The following is a 19,979-nucleotide window of genomic DNA, read 5'->3' on the forward strand; positions in this document are numbered from 1 at the left end:
ACCCTGCAGGCCAAAGCCAACAAAATAAGACATTTCTCACATAAATTCAGAGCGTTGGGCGTTGTTCAGACCCGACTAGATAACAACACCGTCGAGCGGACCATCCGCCCCATCGCGTTGAACCGGAAGAACGCCCTCTTCGCCGGCCACGATGCCGGGGCGGAAAACTGGGCTGTCATCGCCTCGCTGATCGAAACCTGCAAGCTCAACGTTGTCGATCCCCACGCCTGGTTGGCCGCTACCCTGAGCGCTATCGCGACCGGCCACATGCACAGCCAGGTCGATGACCTGCTGCCCTGAAATTATCCCGGCAACGTGTGATCGCAACACCGGTTACGCCGGACTTGACTTTGGTCGATTTCGAAGCTGGCGAATGCCTTGCCTTGCCTCACAGTTAAGGCAGGTCGGGATGAGTGTTTGATTATGGCGTCTCGGAAATCGCTTTTAGAAGGGCGTCACGGGCGTCTGAAAAAAACTGAATATCAACCTTGGTTGCCATGTCGTCAGACAAGTCGAACAGCTGACGCCTGCATGCAACCGGCATCAATACTGCCGTCGCTCCCTTTTCCACCGCGATCTCCACCATCTCCACAGGGTTGTGAAGGGTTTCGATCGATCCGCCGAGATTGACCTCACCGACAATTACAAGTCCACCACGCGTAGTTTTCTTCAAAAGCGCGGTGCACATAGCCACTAGCGCCGCAACGCCTGTTTTTGAGCCAGTCTTCGCTGCGTCAAAGGCCCTAAGCTGAACTGAGAACTCGTGATGACGTGGATCCTTGTCTCCAACTAGCTGAGCCGCACGCGCATACAGGTTTTGTTCGGCATAACCGATGCTCTCCTTGAAGGCTGCGGGGACCGGTTTGTTGAGAATCCGCACTCCAGAGCCTGGGCCTTCATTGACTTCTATTCGGAACAACCCCGGGTGTTCACCTTCGCCTCCCGGCCCAATTGTCCAAACTTGGCCGGGTTCGAGGGGATCACCTGCGATACTATTGTCATTCTGTAGCTCAGGTGTTGAGACGAATTTCTCCACACCGTCGTCGCCCATTGTATAACTGAAGTGGGTGTTTCGGAATTCCGCTGCACCCACGCGCTTCTGCTGCTCTTTTACACGGCGACGCGCTTCAAGCGCAATCCGCACAGCCCACTCGATATCCTCGTCACTCACGTTATCGGCGGTCGGATAAAGAAGCTTAAGGAGGCCGCTTGCCGTCTTGTTTACGGCATTTGTGTCGCGCCCCGACAAGGCTCCGCCAAAATAGACTCTTCCCTGAAGCAAGCCAACGCGACTTTCGTTACGTAGCTGGCTCCAGCATTCCGAGAGGAAGTCGCTCACCAGGCCAAAATGTGAAGTCAGTAGTTCCTTGCTAATTTTGGGCACCTCCCAACCGGGCAAGAAAGCATGGATCCGATCCATGAAGGCTGTGTCGTCTCGCATCTCTGGAGGCATCGGACCAAAGAGGTGACCGATGCGTTGTTGATGCTCAACATCGACATCGAAATTCCCGACCAGCACGATGCTTCCGTCCGCGCGAATGCTTTCTTTACCTCTGCTAAACTCGCCTGACTCCATGTAGCCTTTCATAATATTGACGCCGTCTTTCTGATCGAACGATACTCCTGAGACTTCGTCGAAACAGACAACATCGTACTGGCAAACAAGGCCACGTTGCCCATTGGAATTGTTAACGAACATTTTGGCTACAGTGGCTTTTCCACCTGAAATCAAGTGCGCATATGGTGAGATCTGTTGAAATAGGTGACTTTTCCCGGTGCCTCTTGGGCCAAGCTCGACCATGTTATAGTTTCGCTCAACGAATGGCACCATTCGCAGCATTATAGCATCCCTTTGGCGAACCGTGAGGTCGCTAGGCTCCAGGCCAATTGAACGCAGCAGGAAGTCTTTCCACTCTGCCGTACTAAAGCTCTGGCGCGCTTTCGTTAGGTCGCCAAGTACGTCACGCTTGGAGAGCTGAATTTCCCGTAGCGCCGCAATCCCGAAGGGACGTCCCTTACTTTCCTGTGCGATTGAGGCGTCATAATTAAGGGTGACCTCGGCGTAGAACCCTCCGGTCAGCATTCGCTCATGTTCCTGAATTTGCTCAGGATTAATCCGGACGTCTGTCAGTCTCAAGCTTGGCAGTGATGCGACATAGGAGTCTGTTTTAGCGTCGAGCCTAGCGGTGATGATATCAATTATTTTAACGCTGCCTTCTTCACGGGCCCGAGCCTTGAAAAGCTCCTCTTCACCGGCACGAACCGTTCGCGATTTCAACTGTCGCTCAACAATTTCTAGGCCTTCTTCGATTTCTTCTGGATCAATGCTGGCGCAATATCTGCCCAGCAAGAACTCCACCACGTAAGTCGGAACCGGATACTGTCGGCTGAAGGTTCGGACCAGGTCCTTTCGAACGAGGTAACCATCGAGGTTGGCTGCCGCCTTTCGATCAATGTCGTCAAGTTCGATCATGCCCCAACTCCGCCAATGTTTATTGATACTTGACCGACAGTTGCACCGTTTTCGTTGATAATGACCAGTGTGGCCCCGGTCCCTTCAAGGTCCTCGTTGTCGACTACGACGGATGCTGACCCTGAAGCTGAAAAAGGCTTTGGTTTTACGACGACGGTGCTGCTCGGGCTGGCAGGCTGCTGGCGAATATCAAGCGTTAGAGTCTCATTGGGAACAGCGAGCACAGCTGTGCAGCGCAGTCCCTTCCAAACGACATCTGAGATTTCCACGGTTGTAGCGAGAACGCTCGATGACGGCTTCACTTGCAGGTGAAGGGTTAGGCATTCTTGGAGACTCAATCCTCCGTGAGTGTATTCCTGCCCAGAGCGGAAACAGGCAATGCCATTGGCAAGGGCGAAGTAATGGGAAGAGTTCCAAAACCATGCGAACAGGGGGATATCTGTCTTCGCTCCAGGCTTTATTGCTGCGCAACGACCCCATTTGTTCACTGACAATGCAGTTGGCAGTTCGGTTTTGGGCAACCCTCCTGGCATTATGAGCCACCCGTGGTCGGTGACAATTCGTACGCTCTTCCACCCGCCTTCTAGGAGTTGGACGATGCGGTTTCCCACCTCCGAAATCAATACGTCGAGGTGGCGAGCCAGTTTCCAACCACGCTCGTGACCTTCGTGGTCAATGTCACCCAACTCCGTCCAAGCTGTTCCAGATGGATCGCCAACTTCACTTCGAGTCAGTATTTGATATCCCGCATCGGTTATCAGTTTCTTGAAATGATAACCGCCTCTGAGAGACTGCCCGGATGCGGCGACGGAGGGATCGAATTCTTCACTCTGGTCGCGTCCTGCGATCTCATGCAACACCGGTGACACTGCAGGTTTTGCTGTCGAGGTAACGCTTGGCAAAGCCGACCACGCTGGGGTTTCAATTACCTCCAGTCCGGCGCTTTCTAGCTTGGTTGACAGCCGTTTCCCTAGGTCAAACCGCAACCCATCAACGAATAGTATGCATTCGGAGTTCATCTGGTTGGTTTTGGGTTTTGACGCAATTGAGCCGCCAGGATAGCCCTCACTTTCAACTAGTTTCTGAACATGGCGCGCGGACGCTTCTGCCCAAGGCAAGTAGATCGACCGTAGCGCGGCAATCACTGACGCGGCATTAGCGTCCGTATTGGCTTCCTGTAACGCGGACAGTACTGCATCGTCTGCCTTCCAGCCTCCTTTGGTGTAGCTGCTTTCAACATCATCCAGCGTGCCGCCAGCCAGGGATTGCTTCGTGATTTCAGCCAGAACAGCAAGATGCTTGAGCGCCTTGGCAAGCGGCGCTTGCCCCATTTCAGCCCAGACCAGATCCCGTCTGTCCGCATGTGCTGCTTCGAGTTCCAGCACAGTTGATCGAGCGTCTGCATCCGTTACCGCCTCGAGCTTCAGTAGCTTCTGGCGGAGCGCCTCTTCTTCGGCATCGTTCCATTGCGGCCATGCACCCTTTGTTGAAATGTCGCTCAAAAGATCGAAGGAAGGCATTTGGCATTTGCGAAGCGTATCGGGGATGTTCGGGTATCTCTGCGGGGCTTCGCAGAACCGCTCCCAGACAGCGCCCCATTGTCCCTCGCGCCCCGCAAGCTTTTCAGCACCTGTCAGAACGCCAGCGGTCCTGGGGTCGAGGCCGAGCTGTGAGACGCAGATATCGCTGAACGCTCCCCAAGCCGCCGGACCGATGCGTTCAGCGTAGGCGTCTCCCTGATCGATCCAAGTCAGCACATCACGCGTCAGATCACCGCTGGTCAACAGGCCGTTGAAGAAATCCCGGTCCAGCCTTTTTCCTTCAAGCGCGGACACATCCTGTTCCAGAACTTCGTTCAGTGCGGTGATCATGGCGGCACGGGTATCGCCGTCCGCAGTCACTTCGAGGCCGAGGCCTCCCTGCGCAGACTTCAGAAACGCCAGAACGGTCCAGTCCTTGGCGCTGACCTGTGACCAGATCGTGCCGCGATATTGCAGTTCGGCAAGGGGTTTGAGGGCGTCGGGGCATTCGTTCACGGCACGCAGGTCGGTTCGCGCCACACCGGGCAGGTACAGGATCGGGACGCTGCCAACCGGGAACTCGATACCGTCCAGGGTTCCCGCGATGGCGCAGCGCAGCCAGATCGCAGGGCCCGTGCGCCTTTCCGGGGCGTAGTTGCCCAGCACCACCATTTCCGGCAGGGCATCCTGAAGCTGCGGAACAACCGCCTCCCACTGCCGGTCCGGATCGGGCCAGAGGATGCAGGCGGGTTTGACCTGCACTTCCGGGTTGTAGGCCGCCGCAGCACGGACAGCGTTTTGCAAGCGGTCAATCACCTTCACTTGGCAGCCTCCCGCGCGGCTTTCTTCTCGGCCAAGCTCAGATGATGATCGTTGATGCGGTCGCCACTAAACGTATCGAACCATGGGGCGGAGGCGACATCCTTGCCGCGATCCTTGGTCCATTTGATGTTGGGTTTGTCGCGCAGGACGCCTGCATCTCGTTTGGACACATCGCCGACGGTCATGAAGGGACGGATGTTCAGACGCACGCCATCGTTCAGATCTGGGTCCCAGCCGATGGGCTGCTCCTCCAGCGGCTTCCAACGCACGAAGATGTCGTGGGGAGCTTCCCCCTCCAGGATCAGTTCCAGCTTTTTCTTCAGCGCTTCGGCGGCGGCGAGCTTTTCCTGTGCGCCGTCTACACCGCGGGCGATGTCGTCGCGTTGGGTTTTCATCCAGTCGCCGAGATAGGTGTAGATCAGCGTCTCGAGCGTCTTGCCATCCAGCTTGTGGTAGTTAACCAGCGCGGCAAAGCCGTCTTTCAGGCCGTCCCAGATGTGCCAGATGAAGGGGCGGTGCTGGAACAGCTTGCAGTGCTGCGTGAAGAACTTGTCGCGCAACCATGTGTCGAGCGATTTGCCTGCATGTCCTGCGCTGGCCAGCAGCTGCGGCAGCGTGCTGCTCTTCCAGGCATCGCCATAGGCGGCGGCGAGTAGGTTCAGCAGGCGGTCTTCGGCTTTGGCTTCGCCACGGATTGGCGGGATGCAGACAATGCCGTCGTGATCCGCGTGGGGCAGCAGGGCGGAACAGCGGTCCACCCAGGCACGTTGTTCGTCAGCCAGTTCCATGTCTGGATCGAGTTCGGCTGGCCAGCGATAGCCGAGCAGGCGGGCGACTGCGACCTGAAGCACTGTGTCATCGGTGCGGAGCTCGCCTTTGGCGGTCCATTTGGTGTCTTCGTCCCAAATGACGGAGCCGCACGGATGGCCGTGGAAGACCCATTGGGTCGGATCGTCCGTGTAAGGTTCTGGAAGACCGTTCGGAAAACGATCCTCTGCAACCCTTGTCCAGTATTCAAGGTCGAACGGGACTTTCACCATGGTTCCGCAAGACACGTAAACCTTCTGGTCTATGCGCCTAACTTCATTCTTGTAGTTTTCATCCGAGACGAAGCACCAAAATGCGGCTAGTTCATCTTGATTATGTGGGACAACTGCTGCCGCGCTTTTCCCGAATATTTCACCCGAGTAGATTGTTGCTGGGAGGTCAGACATCTGAGTAACACGGAGGCCGAACTGACCAAGTATTGGCTTACCGTTCATGATTTCTGATGGGAAGTTGTGAGCGCTGGGAAACTTCTTGAGCTCGCCTTGCGACCATCTCAGAACATCAGAGCGCCCTGTATAGAAGCTCGTTTCTTTTGCATTCTGAATAAAGCATTCCCAATTCTCGTCTAGCTTTGGAGACTCCCAGAAATTCTGAATGAACCTGGGATTGTCACCGGTAGATAAGCCCTCTATGCTCGAGCTCCGGTCTGCCAGCAAGGGTAAGTCATCGGTGTCTTCAAGGGTGATGCGAGCATCCGGGTTTAACAGTTGTTTGTTTTGGGAAACAGAACGGATATCGACTTCGGCCAATGCAATCGCCTTATCGGTGACTGACTTTGGGTCAGCAACATCTACCCCATGGATAACATTATCCACGGAGTTTTCTCCAAAATTATCTCTTCGACTTTCTTTATCATTGGTGAGCGTCAGCAATATAGCCTTCACTACCTCACCGCTTATGGTCTCGAAGGCTCCGGCACCAAGTCGTGCCAAGAGGTTCCATTCATCGTGCCTCAACTTGTTTTCTCGAAAGGTTCGATATCGAGGAAGAAACAGCCAGTTTTGAGGCATCACAACACTAACAATTCCGCGATCTTCAGCATATTCCAAGCACCGATCAAGGAATACCGTTGCAAGGTCATTTTTTGCGTCAGGGTATCTTCTGTCGCAATAATCCATCAGCTTTTGAGTTTGTTTGCCGCGCCCTAGATAGGGGACATTGGTGACGACCCAAGTGTACTTGGCAGCAAGCTGAAGCGCAGCTTTTGACAAACCCTGTGCTACGACAGCGGCTTCCATTTGTTCGAGTGTATGTTCTTGCCGTAGCGCTTGGTCCAGTGAGGTCGAAAGCTCTTCCCAGTTAACAATTTTGGCCGCTGCCGATTTTGCAGGATTCAACAAGCTTCCAAGCACCGGCGCATCACGAAAAGTGTCGTGCATCCAGTCCAGCGCGATGGTCAGGTTGCGCTTGCCAAGGCCAAGCTGTTTCCATTCCTCCTTGGCCACGCTGACGGACAGGCCGGAGCAGGCGAGGTTCAATTCCGGCAGCGCCCGGTAGCCGCCCGCGCCGGGGTATTTCCACGCGGTCAGCGCCAGCGCAAATGCTGCAAGTTCCACGCACCGCTGATCGATCTCCAACCCATGGATGTTCTCGCGCAGCACGGCATCCACCGCGCCCCGCGCGCTCAGGCCATCCCGCTCCATGCGCATCGGCACAAGCATCAGGAAGATCGACACAAGGAAGTGCCCCGATCCGCAGCAGGGGTCGAGCGTGGTGAGGTCTTTCAGCTGTTCCGGCCACCCATCAAAGGTTCCGGCCGCCGGGGCCCAGGTACCGTCCTCGTCTTGGACAAAGCGCAGGTAATCGAGCGGCACGCCGGGGATCGATGCCTTGCGCCGCAATTCCTCTTCGCTGGTCGCGGTTTTCAGGTCCTGCTCTGTCAACCGGCGGGCGGCCCACCAGGCCCCCAAAGCATTGTCCAGCAGGAAGCTGACCATATAGGGTTCGGTGAACAACTGTGTGACAGCGGGCAGTTCCCGCGCGCCGATCTTCACCTCGGATTTGTTAATCCGCTCTTTGTTATCCGCCTGCCAGAACTGGTAGACCCAGCCGAGCGAGTCCGACGCTGTGAAGACCTCGGTCGGCAGGCTTTCGACATGTTTTTCCAGCCGTTGCTGATACTCCGGCGGCAGAGACAGCTGGAACACAGGGGAGTCTAACCGGAAAATCTGCGGCAGCATCCGGGCCGCGTACTGCGCCGCCAGCTCCCATCCGTTGGCCGCCCCTTCATCGGGCGCAAGGTCTTCGCATTCCTCGAGAGAGACGGCGACCGGCCCGCTGGGGTCTGGATACATGAGCAAGTTGTTCTCGGCCAGGAAGCGGGCAAAGAGCATTCGGTGCCAATGCTCATACCCGACTTCTTCGATCAGCCGGTCGAGCTCCTGCGTCTGGCGTTCGGTATGGCGTCTGTCGCCCAGCTGACGCCCGTGAATGCGCAAACGCCGCCGAAGGTCGCGTTCGTCTTCCGACAGGTGCGGGAAAGCGGATGCTTCGCCCACGCCCAACTGCTGTAGCGCCGCCTCGGCAGCGTCTTCTGCCACCGTCCGCGCCGCTTTAACGGTTCGCTCCAGTTGATTTCTGAGGGTCTTTTCAAGCGGCTGCATGCGGGCGTCCTATCGAATAATCACGGGGCCCTGAGCAAGGGCTGCGGCAAGGTCTTTGCGGGCTTCGTCGAGCCAGGCTTCGAGGTCCGCCTCGGACTTCAGCGTGCGGCTGGGCAGGTGGATGGTCTTGGCCGTCGGCTCCATCATTTCCGCCGCCTGGGTCTGAACCTCATTGAACCTGGATGAGAGCGACTTCACACGGTCTTCGAACGCGGACAAAGTCAAAGTCTGAAGCGTCTGAAGAACTTCAGCAGAGCTGCCGACCTTCACTTCCGGCATGTCACTGTTGGTGAGTTTCTGTTCCGCGAGAAGACGGTTGCGTTGTTCCGGCTGAAGTTTCTGCCAGTTGTCGTCGGCCTTTAGCTTGGCCATTCCAGCATCATGCTGCTGTTTGTAAGCCTCCACGAGACGATTAAGTTCGTCACGCAGCATCTGCGTGAAGCTCGCGATCAGCGGTTTCATGGGATCCGGATCTGCCAACAATTGGCGCTGATCCTCGATTGCCTGAACTTGAGTGCGCAGAACATCAGCATCAGTCAGGCCATTGGCCCTTTCTGCAAGTCGTCGCAGGGTCTCCCAGCTGGGCCAGCGGGTGTCGATTTCGTTGGCCTGGAGTGTCCAGGCATCGATTGAGGATGTGAGCTCGTCTCTGCTGTTATAGATGGACAAGAGCTGCTCGTTGCCGGAGGCACGTCTGATATCATCGATCAACGAGAGTTCGGGCGTCTTCGGTTTTGGAGCGTCACCTCCTGCGCGATTAGCGAGGTCCGTGACAGTTTGAACAAACTGGGGAACTGACGAAAGTTCCTCGCCTTGTTTCGCAGTAAGGCCGACCTTCTGAAGAACTTTTCGAATTTGAATGCGCTGAGGTGTCGAGATAGTCGTGGCTTCGACAATAAATGACGCCTTGCCAATCGATTTGCGCTCCAACTTTTTCGCATCGCAAGCGCGGTGTTGTTCATCCTCTGCTCTGATCAACCCCGAAACAAGAAGAGCAAGCAATGCGCCATCGACCGCGTCCCGTGACCAGCCAAATGGAGGACCCTCAAAATGATCGCGAATGTCCGTGCCTTTCTTTCCTCCAGCGATGAACGATAGGACGGCTTTACAGACTGCATTCTTTTCAGGTTCCCCTTCATGACCGACTGCTTTCAGGGCGTCCGGCGCTCCCTTGTGGGCATTGTCATAGACCTTGGACCAGCCGGTATTGTCTGCGACCGGAAACTGGGGGTAGAGCCTGGTGAGTGAATTTTCAGCGGCTTCAGTAACTGTTGCCTGTAGCCCATTCCCGGTCAGCTCATTGCCCCCCCCTTGGAACACGCGGGCGCCGGACATGGCCTCCAAGATCAATTCGTTGATTTTCGCTTCGGCAACCTGACGAATGGTCTCCATTGCACCGCGCGCTTCCTTGCCTTCTGGGGTATCTGGAGCGCCACGCTTATCAAGAGTTGCACTAGCCGCCTTGAACTCGAGAATATTGTTCCGCAGATCATCTGCAGAGCGTCGGGGGATAAAAACAAATACCGTGGGGGATTGGTTGCCTGCCTGACGAGCGTCTGCGCGAACCGAATTATCGTCAGTTGCCCAACCATCGCGTATCCATACGTAGGTTCGCTTGCTCGCATCAGGCGGAAGCGTCGGATCGAAGATCGCGCTTACATCCCGTGTTACTTTTGAGTTGCCATGAAGCAGCGACACACGCCCGACAAGAGCACCAAATTTTTTCCGAATAAGGTCATCGCGTTCTGCTTCGATGCGATGGGATTGGTTCGCCAGCGTAGCTTTCTGACTAAGGAACTCGTCGTTCCAAGCCGAGCTTTCTTCTGTCTGGATTCGATACTCATCGCCAACTCGCATGATGAGGTCGCATGCGTCGAGAAGCTTGGGCAGCTTGCTTCGCAGCCCAGAAGAGCCCGTTGGAAGATCATCGACTAACAGGTCTGCGATTGTGTCAATCGTCGCCTTGATCCCAATTTCAGAGTTACTGCTACCGATTTTGTTGATCAAAAATATGATGCCACAGGCGCGAGCAGTCAATTTTTCGTTGTCGCTGCCGTGTATCCAAGACATGGTCTTCTCGTGCAGCTTTCGCGGCAAGATCCTCGCCTGCAAAAGCTTATCTGCCCCATCAAAATAGAGGAAATCCGCAGGGACCGAAAACCCGACATCTTTATCAGCACTTTCTCTGATCGCCTTATGAATAAGGCTTAATTGGTTGCGAAGTTGACTATCGGTGCCTGATGCGTCCAGAACTCGATTGGCAGCTTCCCAGAAGCGCCGACGGACTGGAAGGATTGGATAGTCCTGCGCAAAGAAAGCAACGTCATCTTGCCGATGACCAATGCTAGTGCCACTCAGATGCCTTGATATCTCACCTAAGTTTTCCTGCATCATGGCTTCAATCTTGGGTGAGGCCTCAGTCTTTTTGGCAAGAATAACTTGCCTCACCACAGCATCGACGTCCGTGTCTGAAAGCTCAATGCGGATAGTGAAGCGACCCTGGAGCTTTGCAAGTGTGGGCGTACCAGTGACCGCGGTCTGACCGGTTCCGACAAAGGTGAGTTTGCCGCCAAGGCTTTCGTCTTTGACGACTGCTTCGACCATTTCTTGCACTTCGATTGCTCGGTCACCGCTGGTGCCGATAAACTGCTGCACTTCGTCGAGTACAACCAGGGTAAGAGGAAGTTTGTTTTCGCGTGAAATTGCGGCCCGAATGGCGGAGATCATTTCCTGATTGGATACATCCTGAACATTCGGATAAGTATTTTGAAGAGCATCAACCATAGAATTGGATGAAGCAAAAAGTTGTGGTTTGGCTTCAATTAAAGCGGCATGAAGACCCTCTGCGACGTAGAAATTTGCCAGCTCCTCCTCCCAGTCAAAGCCGCCTGCTTCTATGTGGGCGCGAACCTGATCCTCTATTCCCTCTTTCCTCAACCACATTACGAACCGAGCGAGAGGATATTGTTCTGGCAACCCAACTGATCTGAACACAATTCCAAGAAGGGCAAGGCGAACACTACCGCTGGCGCCAGCTCCGAGTGTTCCCGAGGCTGCGTGAAGGCCACCATGACGTCGTGACTGAACCGTCAGTTCTCTTAAGTGATCGCGAACCTCTTGAGGTAGGTCTGCTATGCCTCGAGCTGTCGCACCGTCATCAAATTTCGTGTCCAACCAGAGTGCCCGAAGCATCTTCACCATGTGGGATTTACCTGACCCGTAAAATCCGCTGACCCAAACGGCAGGTTGCTGCGCCTGGTCAATATTTTTCAAATAGGTATCAAGAATATGCGCCATGCCGGAGCCATATTGCCCGTCGCATACAAAGGTCTCCAGCTCATAGCGCAGAACATCTCTAGCAAGAGACGACGTGCCATCATTGACGTTCGCTACGCCTTCGTTGACGAGTTTACGGGCGGATGGGTCTTGCCGGTAGAGCGAGCGAAGTTGCATTCAGGGTCTCTTTCTCAGAACGTTTTGTCAGCTGTTATGGGTACGGCAAGGTAGTTCCAGCCATCGTAGCCATCGAGAAGCCGGTAGTTATTGTCTTCGTAGCTTCCAGGGAAGAATACTACGAGCCTGCCAGAAACCATTGGGGCCAAGCGGTCCACGACATCTTTGACTTTTACAAATCCAAACAAACTGCCGACGCCAGAAATCGCGACAACAAAGTTCTGCGGTGGCGTTAGCTCAAATACTCGGAGTTCAAAATCTTTTGCCAGGTGCTCAAGGTACTTAGGGTATACTGTCGCCAGCAAGTCTGGTTTTTCGAAATATGATTTTGCATATCGCTGTGACGTTAACCACTCTGCGAACGTATCCGTAAGATCGTGAAGGTACCAATCGTGCCCGGCTTGTCTGGACGCCAACTCAAACTCGTCAATTTTGATCCTTAGCGCGCGCTCCTCAGTCTCGTGATATACACAAAAGATTACCCGCTGCGCCGCCGCGGCGTCATCTCGCCAAGGTACCGAGATGAACTGAGAGTAGGATTTAATAAGGCGTTTTACTCGGCTCATCATAGCCGCTCCCTATCAGTGTGTTTTTGAAGACTTGGGAATGAAACTTCGAAAACATCGTCGATATGGTTGACGCTAATCCATCCTTTTTGTGCCGCTTGTTGTGCTAACTCAAGCGACCGCTCCGCGCTGCAGTCTAGAAGTTTAGCGTAGGGGCTGCCAAAAAGTGAAAGTCCCCTTAAGCCCGCCAAGTACCCCAGAAAAATAGCATACGCAGCGTTTCCCGGCGTTGGATTTGCCCTGCGGCGGATTTTCACGGCGCGACCGGAAAGGTGCCCAGCTTTAGTCCAAGATGAGTTTAGATTTTGTGCTGTTGATTTTAATGTCGCCGCGCTGAATCGGTTTGGAAAAACAGTTGAAATGTGCTTTTCTATTGATTCGCGTGAAATGGTAGTTCCTTCGGGAGTCGAGAGAATATAAGGGGCTGACGATCTTAAAAGGGCATCCCTCGCGTACGCACACTGAAGTGCAAGCAGAGCTTGACCGTCGACTTCTCTCTCCCAAAAGAACCTCAGACCGCGAAAAACCATCAAGCTGGGGTCAAGTCCGTAAAGGTCAGCGAGGTGCCGATATGTTAGCATTCGTGTCTTGGCAGATCTCTTTCCAAGCGCATTTTCTTCAATAATCGCCATTCGGTACTGATCACGTTCAGCAAAAGGGTTTTGAATCACGCCAAAAAGCCTGTGGAGCTCGTCGACCATGATTGTGCGAGAGGCGTGCGCACCACCTGTTTCGCCGCTAAACCCGTAGATCTGGAGGTTCGCCTCCTCGTTGTTTGGGGCGGACCCGTTATTCATTTTGAAGACCTGTGACATCTGGGTTGAGTAAAATGATCTGTTGATCGTGCGGTTTTCTTGTGCCTGGATCAGTATCGAGCCCGAGACGCTTCAGTGCATAGTAGAGGAGCGCGCGTCGAACTTTGATCTTCGCTTGGCCACCGCGCATCCCATAGTCGAGCGCAATAACTTTCTTCTGGTTCTCCGAGAGTTCAGGGTGAGGGGCAATCTCAAGCGTGACCTGCTCTTGCCAATCCACATCGGCCGCCTTCTTGGTTTCGCAGGCTTTTACACCGCGCGTCTGTAGGATGCGCGAAAGCAGGAAATCCTTGAAGGCCTCATCAGTTTTACAGAGGGCCCGCGTGTGCCATCGGAAGCCATCGAACCCGATGGCATGGGGCGCGATCCAACGCCAGCAAGGCTCAGGGCGTGAGAGGGACTGATACTTGACCTCGATTGCTTCAGAGCGGCGGATTGCACTGACAACGGATCGCAAAGTGATAGGGTCCACCCCACGGGCCGGGGTCGGCGCTGCATCATAGGCCGGTAGCTCGGCAATCCAGGTGTCCTCGCTGTCCATGAGACCGTCAGCCAAAGACCGAAGCTGTGCGAGGTAGCGGCTAGCGTCGGGTTTCAGGAACTGTGCAGCATATTCAGGGCCTCGCACATACGTCCGTGCACTCTTATCATAGACCATGTTCTCCGGAGCCAGACCGATATAGCGGTTCAGATCGGCGGACGCTTGGTTCACCGACAGCCCAAACTGCTCCATCAAATCGCTGCGGTTCACATGCCCCTCCCAAAACAAGCGGAACTCGATGAACTCGAGGCGCTGTACGACCCCCCAACGAAGCTCCGACTTGTCGTTGTCCAATACATTCTCCCGGTGCGGCCACTGCGCACTATAACTGTGCGCGCCCACTTTCTGGACCTATGCTCGAGCTATCAGGTGATGCAGCCATACGCAATCCAAATACTCTTAAATATGTGGCTTTTTGCTTCCTGAGATGATCAAAGATCATGAAAAATTCGTGCCTTCTCGTTCCACCGTTGAGGTAGTTGCCTTCGCTTGAGCCATTCCGTGGTGAATGAAATCGGCTGGCTACCCGCTGCCACTTGATCGAGAACATCTGGTGCCAGGAAGGCGAGGCCGATCACCTGCTGGATGCGGCTCGAGGTGGTCTTCCCGCGAACTGCGAGGTCGCCAAAGGAGGCACCGGCCTTGATTGCCGCATACCACTTTTGTGCCGTCAGTATGTTCTTCGCCAACACCGGATCGACCTTTGGCACGGCGGCACCGAGGATGATGCGGGCTTCGACACCTCGACGCTGCATCCGGAAGGACGCACTGATACGTCGGGCCGTGCTGTCATGGGCGCTACCGCACTAATGTCTGGGACTATCCTGGGGTGAACAGCTTCGGCGGCAAGCCGCCCGAAACCAGTCGGTGGCAGAAGGGGCAGTCGGGCAATCCGAAGGGCCGCCCCAAGACCCGCGCGGATCATCTCAGGGACGCAGCAGCGATCCTGTCAGAGCCCGTGATGGCTCGGACCTCCGAGGGGAAGCCCGTGTCCCTCGCTGGGTTGGAGGCGGCCTATCTGGCGCTCTGCCGCAAGGGGCTGAAGGGCGACGTACCGGCGCTCCTTCGGGCCATCACCATCATGCTGGAGGTCCAGCCGGCTGTCGATGCGAAGGTCGACGACAAGCGCCAGCGGCGCGAAGAACTCATTGCCCGGCTTGAACGTCTCGGTTTGCCGACAGAGTCCCTGCGCAATCGGCCGTTGGATGAGTTTTAAGGTGACCAAGTGCCCGGGCAGCCCCAAGAGGGCTAAAGAAACCTACAAAGGCCGCGGAGTTTCTATGTTGCGCAATGATAGGATCAATCCAGAGTCTTTGCGCTGTCACCGTACAGGAAAATGCAACTTGCCGCCGTGCGAATGAATTCCCAGTTATTTCGTTGGGTCAACCCGACCTCCTCAGGCGCTCAGGTGACAGTACGGAAAGTGGTGTGGTGCCAGGACAGAGGACCTGTGCGATCGATCTCGCAAATGCACGCGGCTTAACTGCCCTGTCAAAATTTGACACCCTTGTTCCATAGACTTGGTCTCAAAGTGGCATTTTGATTCGTGCTGCGCTGCCGGAAGAAATTGCTGAAGGTGATTACCAAGCTGACATCGCGCTGCGGTCTTTTGTACCAGATTATGGGAGAGTATTTTTGATCAAGATTTTGCACACTGCCGATGTTCATCTCGACTCGCCACTGACGTCACTGGCGCTTCGGGATGAAGCCTTGCGCGCAAACATCCAATCCGCGACGCGGTCGGCTTTCATCGGGATCATAGACACTGCGCTCGCCGAGGGCGTCGCAGCCCTTCTTATCGCCGGCGATCTTTACGACGGGGCGCAGCGCAGCGCGAAAACCGCGGCGTTTCTGGTGGGGCAACTTGAAAGGCTGCGGGCGGCCGAGATCCCGTTGTTCTACATCAAGGGAAATCACGATGCCGAAAACCCGATCACCGGCGAAGTCGCTCTCCCTGACAACGTCCATGTGTTTGATGGGCGGGGCGGCAAGGTGCAGTTGGCAGGCACCGATATCTGGATCCATGGCGTAAGCTTCAACGGCAAACACGCACCCGAAAGCATGCTCGGCAAGTTTAGGGCGCCCGTTGCAGGTGCCATCAACATTGCAATGTTGCATACGTCCCTGGCCGGAGCCGCGGGGCATGACAACTACGCGCCCTGTTCGGTGGCCGAACTCGTAGCTCTGGGCTTTGATTACTGGGCGCTCGGCCATGTGCACAAACGGCAGGTGCACAATGAGGCACCGTGGGTCGTCATGCCGGGTATCCCTCAGGGGCGCGATATTGGTGAGGCTGGTCCCAAGTCCGCCACGCTCTTAACGATCGAAGATGGGCAGATTGCCATAGAGGAAATTCCGACCTCCATAGTGTCTTTCCTTGGCCATAACATCGATGTGTCCGGGGCGGAAAATGATGATGAAATCCGCCAGCGGATCCGGCAAAGCCTCCATGCTCCGATCGGGGGCTTGCGACCCGACGACGATGCGATCTTGCGTCTGACACTTTCAGGGAGAACGTTACGGCATTGGCATGTCCTGCGTGACCGGGACATCTGGACCGAAACCGTCTCACAAATCGCCGAAGAAACCGGCCGGCTCTGGGTCGAGAAGCTCAGCTTTGCGCTCGAGGCGCCCGCGGCGGGGGGCGATACCAGTGCCACCGATGAGCTTGGCCGCCTGATGGCGCAGATCGCGGCGGAAGAGGGGTTTGCAGCGCAGGCGCAGGCCGAAGTCGACGAGGTGCTATCGCAGCTTCCAGCAGCCCGGCGCGCTGAGCTTATGACCGATGCGGTGGCACTCTCTGCGTTGACATCCGGGCTGGCTGAAGCTGGGTCCGAGCATCTCTTTGCCCTGATGAAGGGAGCTTCGGAATGATGCGCCTGCGAAAGCTAGATCTGGAACTCTTCGGCGGGTTTACCGGCAAGCGATTTGATTTTGGGCCCCGGCCAGATCCAGGCATGCCGGATTTTCACGTCATCTACGGGCCGAACGAGGCTGGCAAGACCACGACGATGGAAGGCTATCTCCGACTTCTGTATGGGTTCCCCCATCGGGAGCCTTACGATTTCCTGCACCAGCGCAAAAACCTTCGGGTTTCTGGTCTGTTGGATATCGACGGTACTGAAACGGCCTTCACGCGGCTTCCTACCCGCGATCCGTCGCTCCGCGATGCCCATGGCCAGGAATTGCCCAACAGCGCGCTGCAGGCCCATCTCGTCGGCCTCTCCGAGGAAGACTACAGGAACCTTCTTTGCCTGGACGACCTGACGATCGAAAAGGGTGGCGAAGAAATCACCCGGGCCAAGGGGGATATCGGACGCCTGTTGTTTTCTGCGGCGGCCGGGATCAGCGAGCTTTCCGATGTTCTCGATAGTGTGCGGGCGGAGGCGGACGGTCTGTACCGCAAGCGGGCGAGCTCGACGCGTCTCGCGGGTCTGAAAAAAGAACATGCCGAGATCGAGAAGCAGATCCGGCAGCTCGATGTTTCCGCGTCGCAGTATCGCGGGCTCAAGAAGGCGGCTGACGATGCCTTGCTGGAGGAAGCCCAGGTTTCCAAACGTCGCAAGGAGCTGTTTGCCGCGAAAGCGCGGCTGGACGCCAGGATAAAGGCGTTGCCCGTGCTGGACGAGATCGGCGTGCTCGATGGCAAGCTGGCGGATTTCAGCACCTGGCCGGCGCAATTAGACGTCGACCCTGAAGATCTGGTGCGGATGCTCACCCGACAGACCACGGCTCAGAGCGACATCACGAAACTCGGCGAAGAACTCGAAGGATTGCGTTCGGACCTGGCTGCGATCGAACACCATCCTGAGCATCTCGCGCTGACGCAGGAGTTGCAGGATCTGGACGCCCTGAGGAGCCGTTACGCGACGGCCGACCTTGACCTGGATCGGCGCCGCAAGGCGCTCGAACAGGTTCTCGCAGATATGGGCCTGGCAGCCCGGGATCTTGGTGCACCCGCCGATATCGACTCGAAGGAACTGGTGCTTTCCTCAGCCGCCTTGTCGGAGCTCGAGCAGGCCCGGGAGAGGATGCGGGATGCGGAAGCCATGGTCACGCGTGAGCATGGCGAGGTGGCGGCCATAGACGAAAAGATCGACGCTGCCAAGGAGCAGCTGCGCCGTCTTGGCGCCGAGGAATCTGCGTCAGTGGATTTTGCGGAAATCCTCGAGCGCTTTGACGTCGATACGCTTTCCGCACGCCATGCGGCGGCCTCCGAAGCTCTAAAGACCGCGCGCCGTAACCGGCACACCGCGCTGGATGCGCTCACCATCAAGGGACAAAGCTTCGACGCCCTGCCGACCTGTTCTCTGACCATGGAAGAGGCTGACACTCTGCTTGGCGATGTGCAGGAAACTACCCAGCGGCATGAGACCGCGGTCCAGGAGCTGGAGAACGTTCGGGGCGAAATCGCGGAACGCGACGCCCGGATCGCACAGATCAAGGCGATGGATGGGCTTGTAGACGATGACGAGACCCGCAGCATGCGCGCGTGTCGCGACGACCTCTGGAAGGCCCACAGATCCAGCATGACCAACCAAAGTGCTGACGCGTTCGAAGGCGCAATGGCGCGTGTCGACACTGCAATGGATCTCCGACTTTCGCAGGCTGCTGATCTTGGAACACTGCGCCAGCAAGAACGGGATCTCGCGGCGGCGAAAGCGAAGGCGGGCTCGGTGGAGCAACAGGTCTCCGCACTGGAACAAGTGCGCAACGCCATATTGGAGCGTTTGGCGGGGGCGTCGATCGAAGCCGGTCTCGAAACCACACTTGCCCCGGACACTTTCGTGAACTGGTTGCGCAAGCTTGAATTGGCGTCACTTGCCGATGCCGAACTGCTCCGGCTTCAAGACGAGCATCAGGAGACCTTCAAAAAGGCGGACCGGCTGATCAAGGTGCTCTCGGAACACATACACCGCGACATGCCGGAGTTTGACGACTTGGTCGCCGTTGCTAAAGCCAATCTCGCCGCGCAGCGCACCCATCAGGAAGACTTGCGCAGCGCCAAAACGCGTGTTGATGACCTGACCCGGGATCGGACCAAGCGCACCGAAAAGCTTGCGGTCATTGAAGTGGACGCATCGAACGCGCGCCGTGATTGGGTGGAGTTGGTGGCAGCGGCCTTGCCGAAGGGTTTGGATGCCGGTTTGCTCGAGGCCTCGCTGCAACCGCTCCAGGATTTGCGCGAGCACGACAAGGAACGCGTAGTGCTGGAGCGTCAGGTATCGACCATGGAAGGTGACCAGGCCCAGTTTGCCGAAAAGATTCAGAAACTGGTCAAGCGGGTTGGTGCCATTGCCACGGCCTCGCCCTTGGCTGACTATGATGCGCTGAAGGCCATGTCAGAAGCGGCGGTTGGCGCTGAGGAACAAGCCCGAGACCTGAACGAACGGATCAAGGTGTGCGAGAAGTCATTGGCCGACGCCCAAAAGGTTTTGGGAGACATCGACCTCGCGGTTGCTGAGCTGGCACGGATTTTTCCTGACGACGTCGATACCAGTTCTCTCGGGGCTTTGCGTCAGGCTGTCAGCACGGCTTCGGATGTCATCGCTGACCGGGCCAGGCGCACGGAGCTTGAACGTGCCGTGACGGCGCTTCTGGATCTCGAGAACCTAGAAGATGCGCGCGCCGTTTTGTCGGAGGCGACACAGACCGGATTGCAGGCCGAGATGGACGAGGTCAGCGCCGATCTGGAAGGCATTGATAATCGCTACAAGGGTGCGATCGAGGCGCGGACTTCTGCGGAACAAGAGCTGCGTGCCACAGGCGGGGATGCGGATGTTGCGCTCCTGGTCGAGAGAAAGACGACGCTGGAACTCGAAATGCAGGACGCGGCACTCCGGCATCTCGAACTAAGTTTGGGTTACCGCCTCGCAGAGACCGCGATCCGCCGGTATCGCGATGCACATCGCAGTGCGATGATGCAGGCGACCGAGGCCGCCTTTGCAGAGCTAACGAACGGCGCCTATTCCAAACTCCAAACCCAGATCGACGGAGCATCGGAAACCCTGTTGGCGCTGGATGCGAGCGGTATGGCTAAACAGGCTCAGGACATGTCCAAAGGCACCCGGTTCCAGCTCTATCTTGCCTTGCGCGCTGCGGCCTACGAGCAGCTGGCGGATCAGGGGGCATCGCTTCCGTTCTTTTGCGACGATATTTTTGAGACCTTCGATGAAGAGCGAACGCGCTCAGCCTGCCGCGTCATGGAGCGGGTCGGGCGGCGTGGACAGGCGATCTATCTCACCCATCATCAGCACGTCGTCGATATCGCGCGCGAGGTCTGTGGCGAGGGGGTGCAGATCCACAACATCCAAGCCTAGCTTGGGACTCCGCGAGCCGAAATGAGTTCAGGTCGCGA

At 56.3% G+C, this 19,979-nt stretch carries 12 protein-coding genes; 4 read left to right on the forward strand and 8 right to left on the reverse strand.

Annotated features, from left to right (window positions below; genetic code table 11):
• Nucleotides 1-300, forward strand: a 300-nt coding sequence (locus tag RXV88_RS14450) for a transposase domain-containing protein (RefSeq protein ID WP_316294066.1), incomplete at its 5' end; no start/stop codon positions are given.
• A gap of 121 nt (nt 301-421) precedes the next feature.
• On the opposite strand, the gene brxL is transcribed toward RXV88_RS14450, so the two are convergent.
• The 8 genes from brxL to RXV88_RS14490 all read right to left on the reverse strand — a co-directional run bounded on the left by brxL (nt 422) and on the right by RXV88_RS14490 (nt 14,376).
• Complete coding sequence (gene brxL / locus RXV88_RS14455) at nt 422-2,473, reverse strand: protease Lon-related BREX system protein BrxL (RefSeq protein WP_316294068.1); 2,052 nt, start codon at nt 2,471-2,473, stop codon at nt 422-424.
• Nucleotides 2,470-4,815 carry a BREX-1 system phosphatase PglZ type B gene (gene pglZ, locus RXV88_RS14460; protein WP_316294071.1) on the reverse strand — a complete coding sequence of 782 codons (2,346 nt, stop codon included), beginning with the start codon at nt 4,813-4,815 and terminating at the stop codon, nt 2,470-2,472. Before pglZ ends, brxL begins: the two co-directional genes overlap by 4 nt.
• Nucleotides 4,812-8,246, reverse strand: a complete 3,435-nt coding sequence (locus RXV88_RS14465; protein ID WP_316294073.1) for an Eco57I restriction-modification methylase domain-containing protein — start codon at nt 8,244-8,246, stop codon at nt 4,812-4,814. The genes pglZ and RXV88_RS14465 overlap by 4 nt, the downstream gene beginning before the upstream one ends.
• Before the next feature lie 9 nt (nt 8,247-8,255).
• Nucleotides 8,256-11,699 (reverse strand): BREX system P-loop protein BrxC, encoded by a 3,444-nt coding sequence (gene brxC, locus RXV88_RS14470; RefSeq protein ID WP_316294076.1) that lies wholly within the window; start codon nt 11,697-11,699, stop codon nt 8,256-8,258.
• A gap of 14 nt (nt 11,700-11,713) precedes the next feature.
• Entirely contained in the window at nt 11,714-12,265 is a 552-nt protein-coding gene (locus RXV88_RS14475) for a BREX protein BrxB domain-containing protein (protein ID WP_316294078.1), read from the reverse strand.
• Entirely contained in the window at nt 12,265-13,080 is an 816-nt protein-coding gene (locus tag RXV88_RS14480) for a hypothetical protein (protein ID WP_316294080.1), read from the reverse strand. The genes RXV88_RS14475 and RXV88_RS14480 overlap by 1 nt, the downstream gene beginning before the upstream one ends.
• The gene (locus RXV88_RS14485; RefSeq protein WP_316294082.1) at nt 13,055-13,915 is read right to left on the reverse strand and encodes a WYL domain-containing protein; all 861 of its coding nucleotides are present in this window, start codon (nt 13,913-13,915) and stop codon (nt 13,055-13,057) included. Before RXV88_RS14485 ends, RXV88_RS14480 begins: the two co-directional genes overlap by 26 nt.
• A 137-nt stretch (nt 13,916-14,052) precedes the next feature.
• The gene (locus tag RXV88_RS14490) at nt 14,053-14,376 is read right to left on the reverse strand and encodes a hypothetical protein (RefSeq protein ID WP_316294084.1); all 324 of its coding nucleotides are present in this window, start codon (nt 14,374-14,376) and stop codon (nt 14,053-14,055) included.
• 74 nt (nt 14,377-14,450) lie between these two features.
• Between RXV88_RS14490 and RXV88_RS14495 the strand changes: the two genes are divergently transcribed.
• From RXV88_RS14495 to RXV88_RS14505, 3 genes are all read left to right on the forward strand, one after another.
• Entirely contained in the window at nt 14,451-14,837 is a 387-nt protein-coding gene (locus RXV88_RS14495; RefSeq protein ID WP_316294086.1) for a DUF5681 domain-containing protein, read from the forward strand.
• A gap of 323 nt (nt 14,838-15,160) precedes the next feature.
• Complete coding sequence (locus RXV88_RS14500; RefSeq protein WP_316294088.1) at nt 15,161-16,495, forward strand: DNA repair exonuclease; 1,335 nt, start codon at nt 15,161-15,163, stop codon at nt 16,493-16,495.
• Nucleotides 16,492-19,941, forward strand: a complete 3,450-nt coding sequence (locus RXV88_RS14505) for an AAA family ATPase (RefSeq protein ID WP_316294090.1) — start codon at nt 16,492-16,494, stop codon at nt 19,939-19,941. Before RXV88_RS14500 ends, RXV88_RS14505 begins: the two co-directional genes overlap by 4 nt.
• The last annotated feature ends 38 nt before the right edge of the window (nt 19,942-19,979 follow it).

Origin of the sequence: Aestuariicoccus sp. MJ-SS9 (assembly GCF_032586235.1) — a bacterium.
Taxonomy (GTDB): Bacteria; Pseudomonadota; Alphaproteobacteria; order Rhodobacterales; family Rhodobacteraceae; genus Aestuariicoccus.

Coding starts and splice junctions, on each gene's coding strand:
- RXV88_RS14505 (WP_316294090.1), top strand. CDS start 16,492: ATGATGCGCCTGCGAAAGCTAGATCTGGAACTCTTCGGCGGGTTTACC.
- RXV88_RS14490 (WP_316294084.1), bottom strand. CDS start 14,376: ATGCAGCGTCGAGGTGTCGAAGCCCGCATCATCCTCGGTGCCGCCGTG.
- brxC (WP_316294076.1), bottom strand. CDS start 11,699: ATGCAACTTCGCTCGCTCTACCGGCAAGACCCATCCGCCCGTAAACTC.
- RXV88_RS14480 (WP_316294080.1), bottom strand. CDS start 13,080: ATGTCACAGGTCTTCAAAATGAATAACGGGTCCGCCCCAAACAACGAG.
- RXV88_RS14475 (WP_316294078.1), bottom strand. CDS start 12,265: ATGAGCCGAGTAAAACGCCTTATTAAATCCTACTCTCAGTTCATCTCG.
- brxL (WP_316294068.1), bottom strand. CDS start 2,473: ATGATCGAACTTGACGACATTGATCGAAAGGCGGCAGCCAACCTCGAT.
- RXV88_RS14465 (WP_316294073.1), bottom strand. CDS start 8,246: ATGCAGCCGCTTGAAAAGACCCTCAGAAATCAACTGGAGCGAACCGTT.